The organism is Paenibacillus sp. Marseille-P2973, from assembly GCF_018101095.1.
GTDB classification, from domain to species: Bacteria; Bacillota; Bacilli; order Paenibacillales; family Paenibacillaceae; genus Fontibacillus; species Fontibacillus vini.
The window spans coordinates 139,750-156,510 of record NZ_JAGQEH010000005.1 but is presented as its reverse complement, the minus strand read 5'-3'; the positions used below and the strand labels follow the sequence as shown (position 1 = coordinate 156,510).

Genomic DNA, 16,761 nt, shown 5'->3' with positions numbered 1-16,761 from the left:
AACATGTCTGCGAGAACCTATAAAGTACGTGATTTTCATCGGCTTTCAACGCCTTGGAATGTGATATTCAATCTCTTTGCCGGTATTTTCGCTTTTCTGTGCGTATTTCCGTTTCTGTTCGTCGTCATTATTTCTTTTACGGACGAAAACGTGCTGGCGAGAGACGGCTACAAACTGATCCCTGCCGGGTGGAGCCTGGAAGCCTACCGCTACGTGTTCCAAACCGGGGATACTTTGCTTCGGTCCTACGGGGTTACGATATTCGTGACCGTGGTAGGTACGATTGTCAGTTTGTTGTTCATCTCCTTTTATGCCTATGCCATTTCGCGTAAAAGCTTTAAATACCGCAATTTTTTCGCCTTCTTTGCCTTCTTTACGATGCTGTTCAATGGCGGTCTGGTACCGACCTATATTATCGTGACGCAAATGCTGTCGCTTAAAGATTCGGTCTGGGCTCTGATTTTGCCGCTGGCGGTCAACGCCTTCTATATCATGATTCTGCGTACGTTTTACAGTACAAGCGTTCCCGACGCGATTATCGAATCCGGGAAAATCGACGGAGCGGGAGAATTCCGGATTTTTCTCAAACTCGTATTGCCGCTATCCCTTCCAGGTTTGGCAACCATCGGGTTGTTCAGCACCTTGGGGTATTGGAACGACTGGTTTAACGCGTTGTTGTACATCGACAATCCGAATCTGGTTCCGCTTCAATCGATGCTGATGCGTATCGAAACCAGCATGCAGTTCATTTTGCAAAATTCGCAAAACAGCTCTTTGAGTCTTGAGGCGCTGCGTTCATTGCCGCAGGATACGTCGCGGATGGCTATGGTAGTACTGGCGACGGGGCCGATCATTTTTGCATATCCGTTTTTCCAACGTTATTTCATTCAAGGTCTTACGGTAGGGGCAGTTAAAGAATAGGATCATTTGGAGGAGAGAGTGGAAACCATGATCTATAAAGACAAGACTAAACCGATACAGGAACGGGTGGAGCATTTGCTCAGCCTGATGACTTTGGAAGAAAAGGTCGGCCAGCTGATCCAGCCGTTCGGCTGGCAGACTTATGAGCATATAGACGGAAAAATAGAGCTGACGGAAAGCTTTAAGAAACAAGTGGCTGACGGAGGTGTCGGGTCGTTATATGGCGTGCTTCGAGCCGATCCCTGGACAGGAGTGACACTGGAGAGCGGATTATCTCCCCGCCAGGGCGCCGAGGCGGTCAACGAGATCCAACGGTATGCGATTGAGCATTCCCGGCTCGGCATTCCGATTCTGATCGGGGAAGAGTGTTCTCATGGGCATATGGCCATCGGCGCCACCGTATTCCCCGTGCCGTTGTCGCTCGGCAGTACCTGGAACGTGGATTTGTACCGGGAAATGTGCCGGGCCGTGGCCTTGGAAACCCGCAGTCAGGGCGGGGCGGTGACCTACTCTCCCGTGCTTGACGTCGTCCGCGATCCCCGCTGGGGCCGGACGGAGGAATGCTTCGGTGAGGATGCATATCTGATCGGCGAAATGGCGGTGGCCTCGGTGGAAGGGCTGCAGGGAAGCAGTCTGGACGGCGAAGACAGCGTTGCCGCCACCTTGAAGCATTTCGTAGGCTATGGCAGCTCCGAAGGCGGCCGCAACGCCGGTCCGGTCCATATGGGACGGCGCGAGCTGCTGGAGGTTGACCTGCTTCCGTTCCGCAAAGCCGTGGAAGCGGGAGCGGCTTCGATCATGCCGGCTTACAACGAGATTGACGGTGTGCCGTGCACGACCAACACGGAATTGTTGGACGGCGTCCTTCGCGGCGAGTGGGGCTTTGACGGCATGGTTATTACGGATTGCGGCGCCATCGACATGCTGGCATCCGGCCATGACGTGGCCGAGGACGGACGGGATGCCGCCGTTCAGGCGATTGAGGCAGGCATCGATATGGAGATGTCCGGCGAGATGTTCGGCAAGCATCTGCTTGATGCGGTCCGGTCCGGCCGGTTGGCTGAGGCTGTGGTGGACCAGGCCGCCCGACGCGTACTGACACTGAAGTTCAAGCTGGGACTGTTCGAACAGCCATATGCCGATCCGGTGAAAGCCGAGCAAGTGATCGGCAGCGCGGAACACGCCCAACTGGCCCGGAAAATCGCCGGGGAAGGCATCGTGCTGCTAAAGAATGAAGACGGCGTGCTGCCATTGTCGAAGTCGGCTGGGACCATCGCCGTTATCGGCCCGAACGCTGACGTTGGATATAACCAGCTTGGCGATTATACTTCGCCACAGCCGCGGTCGAAAGTCACCACCGTGCTCGGCGGTATCCGCAGCAAGCTGGGCGCGGAATCGGAGCGGGTGCTGTATGCCCCGGGATGCCGTATCAAAGGCGATTCCAAAGAAGGCTTTGAACTTGCTTTATCCTGTGCGGAGCAGGCCGATACGGTCGTAATGGTCGTCGGCGGTTCCAGCGCCCGGGACTTTGGCGAAGGAAGCATCGACTTGAAGACGGGGGCTTCCAAAGTGACCGGAAATGCGGAGAGCGACATGGATTGCGGCGAAGGCATCGACCGCTTGTCCCTGAAGTTGTCGGGAGTCCAATTGGAACTGATTCAGGAAGTCCATAAATTGGGCAAACCGCTGATCGTGGTGTATATCAATGGACGGCCGATCACTGAACCTTGGATCGACGAGCACGCGGACGCCATTGTGGAGGCCTGGTATCCGGGCCAAGAAGGCGGACATGCGATCGCCGACGTGTTGTTCGGTGACATTAATCCGTCCGGCCGCCTGACGATTTCGATCCCGAAGGATGTCGGCCAGCTTCCGGTTTACTATAACGGCAAGCGTTCGCGCGGCAAGAGATATCTGGAAACCGATTCGCAGTCGCGTTATCCGTTCGGATATGGCCTTAGTTATACGCAATTTAAATATGAGAATCTAAGCGTCGGACCGGAGTCGATCCTTGCGAACGGATCGGCAAAGGTAACGGTAGAAGTGACAAATACCGGCGACCGGTCCGGTGCAGAAGTTGTTCAAATGTACGTAACTGACGTAGCCAGCGTCGTGACGAGACCGGCCAAGGAATTGAAGGGCTTCCGCAAGGTAGTGCTCGCGCCGGGTGAATCCCGGCGGGTGGAGTTCACCGTCGGAGCGGAAGAGCTGCAATACATCGGCCGGGATTACAAGCCGGTCGTGGAACCCGGGGAATTCGTAATTCACGTCGGAAGCCATGTGAATGAGACGCTGAGCGCCATGCTTATCGTGCGGGAGGGTTAAAGCTATGGAACGGATTAAACGGTTTATCCGGGAACTGGCCGATGTGCAGTGGCTGGAGCAATCCGAACTGAGGGAGTGGGAAATCACGACCTCCGAATATCGGCTTCCCGGGCAGTATACCGAGGAAAGGAAATATCCGGAGGGACAGCATTTTGAGCGGTTCCCTGGCACGCAAGGGACAACTTATTTCTTCCGGATGACGCTTGAGGTTCCGGAATCGTGGCAAGGCGGCCATACCGGGCTCGTATTTGCTTCCGGTGGCGAAGGATTGCTGCGCATCAACGGGAAATCGTACCAGGGCCTGGACCGGAATCATACATTCGTAACCTTGCCTGCCGGGTCGGGAGATCATCCGCTGGAGCTGGAGATCGAACTGTTCGATCCGATTCCCGAACCGGTGGATCCTCTGAACCGTCAAGCGGTGATTCAGCCGCCGATTACATCGATCGACAGCAGGCTGGTCCTGGTCAATCGCCCGGTGCAAAGCTTAATGTACACGGCAACCGTAATCCGCGACTCGGCCGTGCTGCTGCCGGAACAGGATTTCCGGCGCACTCGCCTGATCGAGGCGCTGCATGCCGCGATGGACGAATTCGTTCCCTTGGATCTTGCGGCGATTGCTGAAGGCCAGGCTATCACGGAACTGGAGCAGCGGCTCCGGGAACGGGTGAAGAGCATAGGAGGATCTGCCGAAGGCTTGATCCATATGGTCGGCCAATCCCATATCGATATCGCTTGGCTGTGGCCGGCGAGGGAAACGGTGCGCAAGGCGAGCCGGACATTCTCGACCGTCGACGCCCTGATGACCGAGTATCCGGAGTATCGCTATACGCAGAGCCAGCCGCAGTTGTTCGCCTATTTGAAGGAGAACGACCCCGAGCTGTACGAACGGGTGAAGCAGCGCATCAAAGAAGGCCGCTGGGAACTCGTCGGCGGCATGTGGGTTGAACCGGATTTGAATTTGCCTAGCGGGGAATCGCTGATGCGGCAAATGCTGTACGGACAGACTTTTTATCAAGAGGAGTTCGGCATGACGTCGGAGATTGAATGGCTGCCCGATACGTTCGGCTACTGCGCTTCACTGCCTCAGATTTTACGTCATGGCGGCGTGCGTTACTTCATGACGACCAAGCTGGGCTGGAACGACACGAACGTGTTCCCGTACGATCTGTTTCACTGGGTCGGGATTGACGGAACGCCGATGCTGTCCTATTTGAATCATGGAGTCAACGAAAATACGCTCCCTAAAGATATTCACGATCATTGGCAATCTTACCGGGAGAAAGCAGCGCACCCGGAACAGATGCTGCTGTACGGCCACGGCGACGGAGGCGGAGGCGTAACCCGCGAGATGCTGGAATATAATGACCGGGCCGAGCTTATGGTCGGACAGCCTGCCAGCGAGTATAGCACCGCGGCCGAGTTTTTTGCCGGAATTGATGCGGCGCAGCCGGAGCTTCCGGCCTGGCACGGTGATCTGTATCTGGAGCTGCACCGCGGCACCTACACGACGCATGGCCGCAACAAGCGAAACAACCGCAAAGCGGAAATATTGTATCGCGAGGCTGAGGTGTGGAATACGCTGGCGGCTCCGATTATGCGGGAAGAGCGTGCTGACGCAATCCGGAATGACTTGAATGAAGGCTGGAAGCTGATTTTACTGAATCAGTTCCATGACATTATTCCGGGGTCGGCGATCACCGAAACCTATGAGACATCGGAAAAGGAATATAGAGAAATTTTCGGCAAAGGTAACGCCGGGTTGTCGCAGGGGCTGGAGTCTCTGGCCGGAGAGGTGGCGACGGCAGGTGAGGGTAAGCCTTATATCGTCTTTAACAGCCTGGGCTGGTCCCGGGATGCGGCGATTTCCATCCGCGACCACGGGCTTGACGGCACCCTTAGTGCATATGACGAGAACGGCGGACAACTGATCCTGGATGGCGCTTCTGGAATCCAAGGCGAAGATAACGCGGTCCGGGTTTACGTACCCGGAATTCCGGCCTTCGGCTACAAGACGATTTGGCTGCGGAGCAAAGCTAAACAGGAACTGATGCCGGGATCGTCTGCCCTGGAGAAAACATTCCCAAGCGAGTGGGAAACGGAGTATTACCGATTAAAATTCAATGAGCGCGGCGAAATCGTCAGCCTTTGGGATAAAGAAGCCGGCCGGGAAATTGTCCAATCGGGCGAAGCCGCGAACCGGTTCCATTTCTTCCATGACCGGCCGACGCTGTGGGATGCCTGGGATATCGACAGCCGCTACGAGCAACAGCCGGCCGGTCAGGCGAAACTGCTGGAAAGCAGCGTGGTAGCGGCCGGAGCCGTGCAGGATGTGCTTCGGTTCCGCTGGAGCATCGGGCAATCGGAGATCACGCAGGATTTGATCCTGTATTATCACGACCGGCGGATTGATTTTAAGACCAAGGTAAGCTGGAACGAAGCTCACAAGCTGCTCAAGGTTGGCTTTCCGATCGATGTAATCACGGATAAAGCGACCTACGAAATTCCGTTCGGCGCTTTGGAACGGGTTACGCACCGGAATACGAGCTGGGAGCAGGCGCAATACGAAGTCTGCGGACATCGCTTCGTCGATGTATCCGAACGCGGTTATGGCGTCAGCCTGCTGAATGACTGCAAGTATGGCTACGACGTGCAAGGCAGCACGATTCGCCTGTCCTTGCTGCGCGCGCCGAAATGGCCGGACGTCACCGCCGATTTGGGCGATCATGAATTTACGTATTCGCTGTATCCGCATAACGGGGATTGGCAATCGGCGCATACGGTACGCGCTGCGGCGGAACTGAATCTGGATCCGGCGGTCATTGCCGCCGAGACCCGTGCAGGATCGTTGCCTCCGGTGCACTCGCTGATCGGCTTTGCGGGCGAGCATGTCGTACTCGATACGGTCAAACCGGCCGAAGACGGCAGCGGCGTGATTCTCCGCTTCTATGAATCGTCCGGCGGGCGCGAACGCGTGGAGTTGAACTGGAATCAGCCTCACGGCGGGGTATTCCTGTCCGACGCATTGGAGCGGGAGGTTGAGCCGCTGAGCGCCGCGGCGGGGCCGATCAAGCTGGAGTTTGCCCCGTATGAGATCAAAACACTGAAGATAAATAAGGAGTCGATAGCCCATGGAACAATTTAGACTACCGAAAATACCGATGCCGAAGCTGGAGCTTCCGCAAGCCGTTCAAGACGTGATTGCCGACGCCGAAGTGAAGCTCGCCCATCGTCCCAAGCTGCTGCAATTATTCAAGAACTGTTTTCCGAATACGCTGGAAACGACAACCAAGCTGATGGAGGACGGAACGACTTTTGTCATTACCGGCGATATTCCGGCTTCCTGGTTGCGAGACTCGGTAGAGCAGGTGATTCACTACGTGCCGCTGGCCAAGGAAGATGCCGATTTGCAGCGGATTATCGGTGGCCTCATCAAGCGCCATATCCAGTACATTCATATCGATCCTTACGCCAATGCGTTTAACGAAACGGCGAATGACTGGCACTGGAATACGACGGATGTGACGGAAATGTCCCCATGGGTATGGGAGCGCAAGTTCGAAATCGACTCGCTGTGCTTCGTCGTCCGGTTGGCCTATAAGTACTGGAAGGAAACCGAGCGGACCGACATTTTTGATGCCGGCTTCAAAGCGGCGATGCGGCGGATCTACGACGTGTTCAAAACCGAGCAGCATCATTTTGAACAATCGCCGTACCGTTTCTCCCGGAACAACGGAATTCCTGAAGATTCACTGCGCAACGGCGGTCTCGGCATGCCGGTTAATTACACGGGAATGATCTGGTCGGGCTTCCGCTCCAGCGACGACGCTTGCGATTTCCACTACAACATTCCGGGCAATATGTTCGCTGTGGTGGCACTGCGCCAAATGCAGGAATTTGCAGAGTGGGTGTTCCGCGATATGGATTTCCTGGCTGAATTGAAGGAATTGGAGTTCGAGGTCGATCACGGGATCAAGCTGTACGGTATCTACCGCCATCCTGAATTCGGGCCGATTTACGCCTACGAAACCGACGGCTTCGGCAACTACTGCCTGATGGACGACGCGGGTACGCCGGGTCTGATGTCCATTCCGTATCTCGGCTATGTGACAGCGGACGATGAAATATATCAAAATACGCGGCGTTTTGCGCTCAGCAAGGAGAATCCGTTCTACTTCGAGGGAAAAGCCGCCAAGGGTATCGGCAGCCCGCATACGCCGAAGGATTACATCTGGCATATGGCCTTGTCGATGCAGGGCATCACGGCGCAGACCAAGGAAGAGAAGCTGGAGATGATCGCGATGCTGGAGGCGACGGACGCGGATACCGGCTACATGCATGAGGGCTTCCATGCCGACGATCCGCACACTTTTACACGCAAGTGGTTCGCCTGGTCGAACAGCCTGTTCTCGCAGCTCGTGTACCGGGCCATGCAGGAAGGCATTTTGTAAGCAAGCAGGTTTGCTATAGGCTTTTACCGGCCATCACCTGACCAGAACCCGAATTTGAGCTTGATAAATAACCTTTCTATAAAAAGGAGACCTGATCATGAGCAAAATTATTGGCGAATCTCTGAAAAATATTCCTTGGCAGGAGAAGCCGGAAGGCTTGAATGCGCCGGTTTGGCGTTATTCCGCAAACCCGATCATCGAACGTCACGCGATCCCGAATTCCAATAGCGTATTCAACTCCGCAGTCGTGCCTTTTGAAGGCGGGTTTGCCGGCGTATTCCGCTGCGACTCGAGATCGGTGAGCATGGATATTTTCGCCGGATTCAGTGACGACGGTGTGAATTGGAACATCAATCACGATCCGATTCAATTCGAAGGCGACGAAGAAATTATTAAACGGGAATACCGCTATGATCCGCGGGTATGCAAGATTGGAGACCGCTACTACATCACTTGGTGCAACGGCTATCACGGTCCGACGATCGGCATTGCGTATACGACCGATTTCAAAACGTTCCATCAGCTGGAAAATGCTTTTTTGCCGTATAACCGCAACGGAGTACTGTTCCCGCGCAAAATCGGAGATTACTATGCTATGGTCAGCCGTCCGAGCGATACGGGCCACACGCCGTTCGGAGATATTTTCTACAGCGTAAGCCCGGACCTCACGTTCTGGGGGAAACACCGCTATGTGATGGGTACGATCGGCGGAGACGAGTCTGCATGGCAATCCAAAAAAATTGGTCCCGGACCGGTTCCGATCGAAACCGACAAAGGCTGGCTGCTGATTTACCACGGCGTTATCAATACCTGCAACGGATTCGTTTACCGCATGGGCTGCGCGCTTCTGGACATCAATGAGCCTTGGAAAGTGCTTGCCCGTTCCCGCAACTACATTCTCGGCCCGGAAACGCTGTACGAGTGCGTAGGAGACGTGCCGAACGTAACCTTCCCGTGCGCCGCATTGACCGATGCCGACACCGGCCGCATTGCGATCTATTACGGCTGCGCCGATACAGTGACGGGACTCGCTTTCACGACCGTGGATGAATTGCTGGCTTACATGGAAAAGTATCCTTTGGAAGCATAAGCATTTGCATAAGCACAAGCACAAACATTAGCGTAGGACGAAACAAGTAATAAACTAGAACGGAAAAGCCAGCGTTTACGGAAGTAAATAGTAGATTGACGACGGGCCTTTTCGAAACAGGAGAGCCGCTATCCTGCTTCGCTTGAAGCGAGGGTGGCGGTTCTTTATTCCTCGGGCCGCTTCCGGTCCAGGTGGATAGGGCGTGACTGACCCGATTGCGAGTCATCTTTAATTTTTCTATCTATATCTTTAGTTTCGCTCCTATATGAAACCGGGCCGATACGATAAATTAGTGAGGAATGACCTGACTTATAAATATAATTTACGATTCAAATAGAGAAGAAAGCGGGGAATCAACGCATGGACAAGAAAAGAACGGCGCATATCATTTCCCACACGCACTGGGACAGAGAATGGTACCTGCCTTACGAGAAGCACCATGTCCGGCTCGTGGCGCTAGTAGACGCGCTTCTGGACAAACTGGACCAGGGCGGAGAGTTCAAGAGCTTCTATCTGGACGGGCAGACGATCATCTTGGAGGACTATCTCCAAGTCCGTCCCGAGAATAAGGAACGGCTGGAAGCCCATATCCGGGAAGGCCGTATTTTGATCGGACCGTGGTATATTTTGCAGGATGCTTTCCTGACGAGCGGCGAAGCGAATGTGCGCAACATGCAGATCGGTCATCAGGACGCCAAACGTTACGGGGAGCCGGCCAAGATCGGATATTTCCCCGATACGTTCGGACTTGTCGGGCAAACGCCGCAGTTAATGCAGCTGTCCGGGATCAAGAACGCCTTTTTCGGGCGCGGCGTAAAGCCGACAGGCTTCAACAATACGGTATCCGACGGCGGGTATGAGTCTTCTTTCTCGGAGCTCATTTGGGAAGGCCCCGATGGCTCGAAGGTGCTCGGCATTCTATTCGCTAACTGGTACTCAAACGGCAACGAGGTACCGACTGATGACGAGGAAGCCAAGGCGTTCTGGGACCGTAAGCTGGCGGATGCGGAGAAATACGCTTCTACCGGGGAATTGCTGTTCATGAACGGTTGCGACCATCAGCCGATCCAGCTCGATCTGCCGGAGGCGATCGAAACGGCATCCCGGTTGTACCCGGACACGGAGTTTGTCCACTCCAGCCTGCCGCAGTATTTGCAGTCGCTGGAAGGGGCGCTGGACCGGGATTTGTCTTCCGTGAAGGGCGAACTGCGCAGTCAGCGCACGGACGGCTGGGGGACGCTCGTCAATACGGCGTCGGCCCGGGTGTATCTGAAGCAAATGAACCAGGAAGGTCAGGCCTTGCTTGAAAAAGTAGCCGAACCGCTGGCCTCTTTTGCGCATCTGCTGGGCAAGGAATACCCGCATCACCTGTTTACTTATGCCTGGAAAACGCTGATGCAGAACCATCCGCACGACAGCATCTGCGGCTGCAGCGTGGATGAAGTGCATCGCGAAATGGTCACTCGCTTCGCCAAAAGCCGCCACGTTGCCGAGTCCGTCATCGACGACAGCAAGCAGGTAATCGCCGAGTCGATCGATACTTCGGGTTTCACCGCATATGGCGAAGATCCGCTTCCTTTGGTCGCGATGAATACGACCGGCTGGGCTCGTACCGGCGTGATATCGGTGGAGTTGGATGCGGCCCGCTTGTATTTGCGGGAAGGCTTTGCCCTGGAGGAAACCGCCCGCCGGATGAAGGAGGCCGATTTGTCCGGCCGCGTCCTGGTTGATGAAGCCGGAAATAAGGTCGCTTGCACCGTGGAAGACTTGGGACTCCTGTTCGGATACGATTTGCCGGACGACAAGTTCCGCCAGCCTTACATGTGCCGCCGGGTCCGGATCACGTTCCAGGCGGAAGACGTTCCGGCACTCGGACTCCGTACTTACGCATGGGTCCGCCGGGAGGAGGCAGCGTCCGGTTCCATTCCTCAGAACGCGGGGTCACTGCTGACCGGCCACCACGTTATGGAGAATACCGCGATTAAGATTGAGATTGCGGAGGACGGCTCCTTTGCGCTGATCGATAAAAAATCGGGCCGCACCTACCGGGACCTCGGCGTTTACGAGGATACCGGGGATATCGGCAACGAATATATGTACCGTCAACCGGAAGGCGAGCAAGCGCTGACCACGAAGGGGTTAGCCGCGCAAATCCGCGTGCTGGAGGATACGCCGTACCGCGCGTCCATCGAGATCCGCCACCATTGGGAAATTCCCGCTTCCGCGGACGATACGCTGGATGCGGAGCAACGGGCGCTCGTTTATTATCCGGAGCGCAAGGCACAGCGCAGCAAGCGCCTCGTTCCATTGGAGATCACTACCGTTCTCTCATTGGAGAAAGGCGGCAAAGGGCTGCATATCGAAAGCAGCCTTGATAACCGGGCGAAGGACCATCGGATTCGCGTTCTGTTCCCGACCGATCTCATGGCGGCCAAGCATAAGGTCGATTCCATGTTCGAAATCGCCGTGAGAGACAACGAACCGGCACCAGAATGGGTAAACCCAAGCAATACCCAGCATCAGCAAGCCTTTGTGGAGATTAGCGACGGCCAGACCGGTCTTGCTGTAGCCAACCTGGGCTTGAATGAATACGAAGTGCTGCGGGACGGCCGCAATACGATCGCCGTAACCCTGCTCCGTTCCGTCGGCGAGTTGGGTGACTGGGGCTTGTTCCCGACGCCGGAGGCGCAATGTCTCGGTGAGCATACCTTCCGCCTGGAACTGATTCCTTATGGCCATGAAGGCAGCGGAGCGTTCAATGCATATACCGAGGCCTACCAGTTCCAGATTCCATGGACGGTTTGCCAGACAGGCGTGCATACCGGACCAATCGCTCCGCTCTACACGCCGTTGCGTTGGGAGGGGGAGGAGCTTGCCTTCTCGTCGCTCAAAATGAACGAGGAGACGGGAGATCTGTTGCTTCGCTGGTACAATATGAGCAATAGCGATGCTGAACTGACCTTCAGTCCTGATATGAAGTCGGAGTATTTATATAAGACGACTATATTGGAGGAGCCTGCGCAGCCTTTGTCCGGCAACACGGCCGGAGGGCTTTCACTGCTGGTAGGACCTTGCGAAATCGTAACGATCGGGATTCACAGATAAATTGGTTATTAACAGAAATGGCACAAAAAAAGGTACAGCTCCTCAGTTTATGAGGGGACTGTACCTTTTTAGTTAGAACAGTTCCAGCAATTGACGCGCCCGATGTTCGTACGTATGGGCTTTCAATACGTGCTTGTGCCCGGCTGCCGCGATTTTGGCGGCTTCATCCAAATGCTCCAGATAATATTGCGCCTTTTCCAGTAAATCTTCTGTCGAGTTGAAAATAATATAATGCTTCCCGTCCTGGAACAAGCGGGACTGCTCGGGAGTATCGTCCGTGAGGACCAGAGCGCCGCAACCCATACCCTCGAAGATCCGCATGTTAAAAGTCTTGATATGATCGGCTGTCTGGTTGAACACGATTTTGGAGTTTCCATACAATTCGCTTAGCTTTTCCAAATAAGGACGCTTGCGAAACGAACAGTTTCTTTGACTGAGGGACGTTTCCATAGACCGGAGATTGGCATCACGTTCAGCATAGATGGAGGTGTGCGAGCCCGCAAACGCAATATCGACGGTCCGATCAGGTAAAGGAATATCGGAGCGGAAAATATGAGGATCTGCCCCGAACGGAAAAAATTTAACGGATGTCGAGAACAGGGGCGCCAGATGTAGAGAATGGGACATCAACAGGAGATCAGGGCGGTATGCAGCGACCAATTCCAGATTAGTGTCCAGGCGGTTTTCCCCATGGTGAATCCAATGGATGACGGGAATTTTGACGAGATTGCGATTCGCTACGACAACGGGTGGTCGGGCAGGACTCTCCACAAAGAGTATAGCTTTGTATTTGCCAAGATCTATTTTTGCAAAATCCACTTCCTTTTCAACCGTGTCTACGGGAGTGCCTATATTCCTTAAAGCCCGTTCCAAATAACTTCCGGGCGTATAGGGCGTCTTTCCGTAACACATCAAAAGGGGCGTTTGTTTAGCAGCTTTCAAAGTTCCTCATCTCCCCCTTAGTTTCAAAATTTGCGTATATAGCAAATTATGTAATAGAGGGAGAGGAGGTTTGAGCAAGGAGCGGAGTCAGGCTATACTTCGTCCCAAATTCGTTTCACATTATCAAAGGCGATTTTCGTGCCGGTCAGACAGTCTTCCATGCCTTCATATTCGATCGAGAAATATCCGTCAAAGCCGGAACTCTTGATAGCCCGAAGAATTTCCCACAGATCGATATCGCCATGACCGGCGATCGCTCCGCGCAAGAAGTTGCCTCCGGTGCTCTTGAACCAGCCCTCCCCGGGATTGCGGTAGGACGGACGGATGTAGAAGTCTTTGATATGCACGATCGAGGCGTATTTCAAATTGCTCTTTACGGCAGTAACCGGATTCTCGTCCACGCACACGAAGTTACCGACATCCAGCGTTGTTTTGAAATTCGGACGATCTACGGCATGAAGGAGCGCCTGAACGCGATCGCTGGCTTGGACATAGTAGCCGTGATTCTCCACACTTGTCGTAATTCCGTATTGCGCTGCGTGATCGGCAATCCGACGGCAGGCTGCCGCGATTTTGTCCAGGTCCTCGTTAAACCGCTGGATGGAGATATCTTGGCGGGATGCGACGTCATGCCGCATCAGTTTCGCGCCCAAACGGTGGACCCGATCCACCTCGCTGATCACTCTGGCAATTTCCGCCTCATAGGCTTCATCCGTATCCGTGATAAAGTTGGCTCCGATCGCGTAATTCGAAATTTCGATGCCGGCTGCTTTGGTTTTATTTATAATTTGTTCCTCAAGCCCCGGGTCGTTGTCAAAGTCGAATCCGAGCTTCGGCACGATTTCAATATGGCTGGCCCCGATATCTGCGGTCCAATCGATCACCTCACTGATATTCATGCGGCCTTGATGCATAGCCTGGAACAAGCTGTAAGAACTAATTCCTAACTTCATGATTGGTCATCTCCCTAATTTAACCTCGATAAGATTGGATGAAGGACACCGCTTTGGCAATATCCTCCGCAGGGTTGGTGCCTACTTCACGCTCGATCGTCAGGTAGCCGGTATAACCGATTTCCTGGAGCGCCGCAAAATAAGCCGGGAAGTCGACTTTGCCCTCACCGAGCGGAACCTCTTCAAAGGCTGCGCCAGAGGCGGCCATTTCGGCGATTTTCTGGTGATCCATCGCGCTGTAGCCAAGAAAACCGTATACGTCCTTCGGATCGACCGGACGCAGACGCTTGCCGTCTTTGACATGCGTGTGGACGATGTAGTCCCGCAGCGTTTTGACGCCTTGTACCGGATCATCACCCGTCACCATGACCATATTGGCCGGATCGAAATTGACGGAAACGCCGTTCGTGCTGAGCGTATCCAGGAACTCCTTCAAATGTGCCGCCGGCTCGGGTCCGGTCTCAATGGCAAAGTAGGCGTTCATGCTCTTGGCGTACACACCGAGCTCCTCACAAGCCTGCTGCATCGCCTCATAAATACGGCCATCCGCATTGTCCGGCACGATGCCGATATGCGTCGTAACGATATTCGTGCCAAGCTCGACGGCCAGATCGAGGATCCGTTTTGATTTCTCAATTTTTGCCGGATTCGCTTCCGCGTCCTGGAATCCATGTCCGGCCAAATCGCCGCAGAGCGCGGAAATTTCCAGGCCCAGGCCTTCAATATAGCTGCGCAATTCCTTGCGTTTGCTTCCGGTCAGTACTTCCGGGTCCATTTCGCCAGATACGGCATAAATTTGCACGCCGTCGGCTCCGACCTCTTTGGCTTTGAGCAATCCCTCTCTAACGCCCAGACCGAAACTGTCAACGATAACTCCGATTTTATTGTTCAGTTTCACCCTTGGTCCGCCTCCTTTAAATTAATTGATTTCAATTTCCCGGCCTTCCGAGGCCGATTGGTAGATAGCATTTAATATTTTGATCATTTCCACGCCGTCTTCCACCGGACAGTTGGTCTCATGCAGACCCAGGCAGCTGTCAACGAAGTGATTAATTTCCGTATTGAAGCTTCCTTGGAAATCAAACCCCGGCGTGCTGATCTGCGGATCGATATTGATGATCGTGTTATGGCGCTCCGTTACAATCGAGAGCACCGGCTCAATTTCCGCGCCGCCCTTGTCGCCGTAGATATTGACCATCGCCGAGTTGTCTTTGGCATGGAGCGAAAAGCTGACGTCAACCATCAGCGAGGCGCCGTTCTCAAACCGGATCAGCGCATTGGCCATATCCTCGACCGTATTGAGAGAGGCATCGTAATCAGCCGCTTTATAGAAATCATAGTTTTCGATATGCGAACGGTTACCGAGCTTGTTGTACGTATTCCCGCTCACGGATTTCACCTTCGGTTTGCCCATGAGGTACCAGCACAGGTCGATGACGTGAACGCCGATATCGATCAACGGGCCGCCGCCCGAGCGCTCCTTGTCCGCGAACCAGCCGCCCGGATTGCCGAGGCGCCGGATCAGGCTGGCTTTGGCAAAGTAAATGTCACCGAGTTCACCGGCATCGATGAATTTCTTCAATACCGCAATGTTGGAGGCGTGACGACGGACATAGCCCACCTGGAGCAGCTTACCGGTTTCGCGCACGGCGCGTTCCACCTCTAGCGCTTCGTCCACGGTTTTGCATAGCGGTTTTTCACAGAGCACGTTCTTGCCCGCTCGAAGAGCCGCGACACTGATTTCGGCATGGCTGTTATTCCATGTGCAAATGCTGACGGCTTGAACATCCGGGTTGGCGAGCAGCTCCCGGTAATCGGTATAGATGTGAGGGATATTGTACTTACGGGCACTTTCCCGGGCCCGATCCTCCTGAAGATCACAAATTGCGACTAACTCAACTTTAGGGTTTAACGCATACGCTTGAAGATGACATTCCGAGATGGAGCCGTTACCGATCAGGCCTACTTTCAATTCGCCCATTGTAATCGCTTACACCCTTTCATTACCCGTGCGGATTTGCTACAATAATACCGGCTTCAACGCACGAATATGTTTTATTTAATCATTCACCAATAATCTAACATAGTTGATATAAGGGGAGAATGTGCAGGATGACAAAGTTTATGGACTATATGATCAGCCCCCATCCTATACGGGTGTTCAATCCGGCCGTCGAGGCGACCCGGCTGAAGATCAAGTCGATCTCCGTCGTGGGAGCAGGCCATTTGCCGGGCAGAACGCTGCAGCGTGCGAGTGCCGTTTTTCAGCAATGGGCGTTTGTAGTGATTACGGGCGGCGCGGGCTATTACCAAGTAAACCGGGGCGAGAGGCAGCGCGTGGAGGCCGGAAGTTGGTTCTGCCTTTTTCCCGGTACGGAATTCAATTATGGGCCTGACGCAGGCGGATACTGGGACGAATATTATTTCACGGTGGAAGGCGAACGGGTCGGAGAATGGTTGAGGGACTGGCTGCTGTCTCCGGATCAGGTGAAAAGAGTCTCGGTCGACGATACGCTGCTGCACAAAATGGAGTTGATGTTCATGCTGATCGACAGCGGCGTCCCCAGCAATTTGGACCGGGCCGCCCTGCAGCTGGAATCGCTGTTGTATGAGCTGGTGTCCTGGGAAGATAAAGCGGAGGCGGGCAATCGGGGCGGATTCGTGCTACAGGTGATTGAAGATATCGGCCGATCGCTATATCTGCCGTTGGATGCGGTTGATATTGCCGCCAGACATCATATTTCCGTATCGACACTCAGGAGAGTGATACATGAGTATTCGGGATATCCCCTGAATGAATTTATTCACCGGCTCAAAGCAGCAGAAGCAAAAAATATATTGCTCAACACGGAAATGAGCGTCAAGGAAATCAGCGAGATGCTTGGCTACAAAGATATGTTTTACTTCTCCCGCGTGTTCAAAAGAATCACCGGCGTATCTCCCAGAGACTACCGCAGCCGGGTTGGCACTTGAG

Annotated in this window: 11 protein-coding genes; 7 read left to right on the top strand and 4 right to left on the bottom strand. The window is 54.2% G+C overall.

Translation table 11 applies throughout. The features are described 5' to 3' along the window. Positions 1-3: 3 nt before the first annotated feature. The 6 genes from KB559_RS12730 (at position 4) to KB559_RS12705 (ending at position 11,892) form a co-directional block, all read left to right on the top strand. The gene (locus KB559_RS12730) at positions 4-921 is read left to right on the top strand and encodes a carbohydrate ABC transporter permease (protein WP_211022315.1); all 918 of its coding nucleotides are present in this window, start codon (positions 4-6) and stop codon (positions 919-921) included. A 27-nt stretch (positions 922-948) separates the two neighbouring features. Continuing rightward, positions 949-3,246: a glycoside hydrolase family 3 N-terminal domain-containing protein gene (locus KB559_RS12725; RefSeq protein WP_211022314.1), complete on the top strand. Its 2,298-nt coding sequence runs from the start codon at positions 949-951 to the stop codon at positions 3,244-3,246. Positions 3,247-3,250: 4 nt separating this feature from the next. Continuing rightward, positions 3,251-6,391 (top strand): alpha-mannosidase, encoded by a 3,141-nt coding sequence (locus KB559_RS12720; RefSeq protein WP_211022313.1) that lies wholly within the window; start codon positions 3,251-3,253, stop codon positions 6,389-6,391. Next, the gene (locus KB559_RS12715) at positions 6,378-7,697 is read left to right on the top strand and encodes a glycoside hydrolase family 125 protein (RefSeq protein ID WP_211022312.1); all 1,320 of its coding nucleotides are present in this window, start codon (positions 6,378-6,380) and stop codon (positions 7,695-7,697) included. The genes KB559_RS12720 and KB559_RS12715 overlap by 14 nt, the downstream gene beginning before the upstream one ends. A gap of 97 nt (positions 7,698-7,794) precedes the next feature. Next, the gene (locus KB559_RS12710) at positions 7,795-8,787 is read left to right on the top strand and encodes a glycoside hydrolase family 130 protein (protein ID WP_211022311.1); all 993 of its coding nucleotides are present in this window, start codon (positions 7,795-7,797) and stop codon (positions 8,785-8,787) included. A gap of 360 nt (positions 8,788-9,147) precedes the next feature. Continuing rightward, on the top strand, positions 9,148-11,892 hold the full coding sequence (locus KB559_RS12705; protein WP_211022310.1) for an alpha-mannosidase: 2,745 nt from the start codon (positions 9,148-9,150) through the stop codon (positions 11,890-11,892). A 72-nt stretch (positions 11,893-11,964) separates the two neighbouring features. On the opposite strand, the gene KB559_RS12700 is transcribed toward KB559_RS12705, so the two are convergent. The 4 genes from KB559_RS12700 to KB559_RS12685 form a co-directional block, all read right to left on the bottom strand. Next, positions 11,965-12,834, bottom strand: a complete 870-nt coding sequence (locus KB559_RS12700; protein WP_247681782.1) for a CgeB family protein — start codon at positions 12,832-12,834, stop codon at positions 11,965-11,967. Positions 12,835-12,926: 92 nt separating this feature from the next. Next, a complete protein-coding gene (locus tag KB559_RS12695) occupies positions 12,927-13,787 on the bottom strand; it encodes a sugar phosphate isomerase/epimerase family protein (RefSeq protein WP_211022309.1) in 861 nt (286 codons plus the stop codon). Between the two features lie 19 nt (positions 13,788-13,806). Continuing rightward, a complete protein-coding gene (locus tag KB559_RS12690) occupies positions 13,807-14,685 on the bottom strand; it encodes a sugar phosphate isomerase/epimerase family protein (RefSeq protein WP_211022308.1) in 879 nt (292 codons plus the stop codon). 21 nt (positions 14,686-14,706) lie between these two features. Continuing rightward, complete coding sequence (locus KB559_RS12685) at positions 14,707-15,768, bottom strand: Gfo/Idh/MocA family protein (protein WP_211022307.1); 1,062 nt, start codon at positions 15,766-15,768, stop codon at positions 14,707-14,709. 131 nt (positions 15,769-15,899) lie between these two features. On the opposite strand from KB559_RS12685, the gene KB559_RS12680 reads away from it, so the two are divergent. Continuing rightward, a complete protein-coding gene (locus tag KB559_RS12680) occupies positions 15,900-16,760 on the top strand; it encodes an AraC family transcriptional regulator (protein ID WP_211022306.1) in 861 nt (286 codons plus the stop codon). Position 16,761 lies beyond the last annotated feature (1 nt).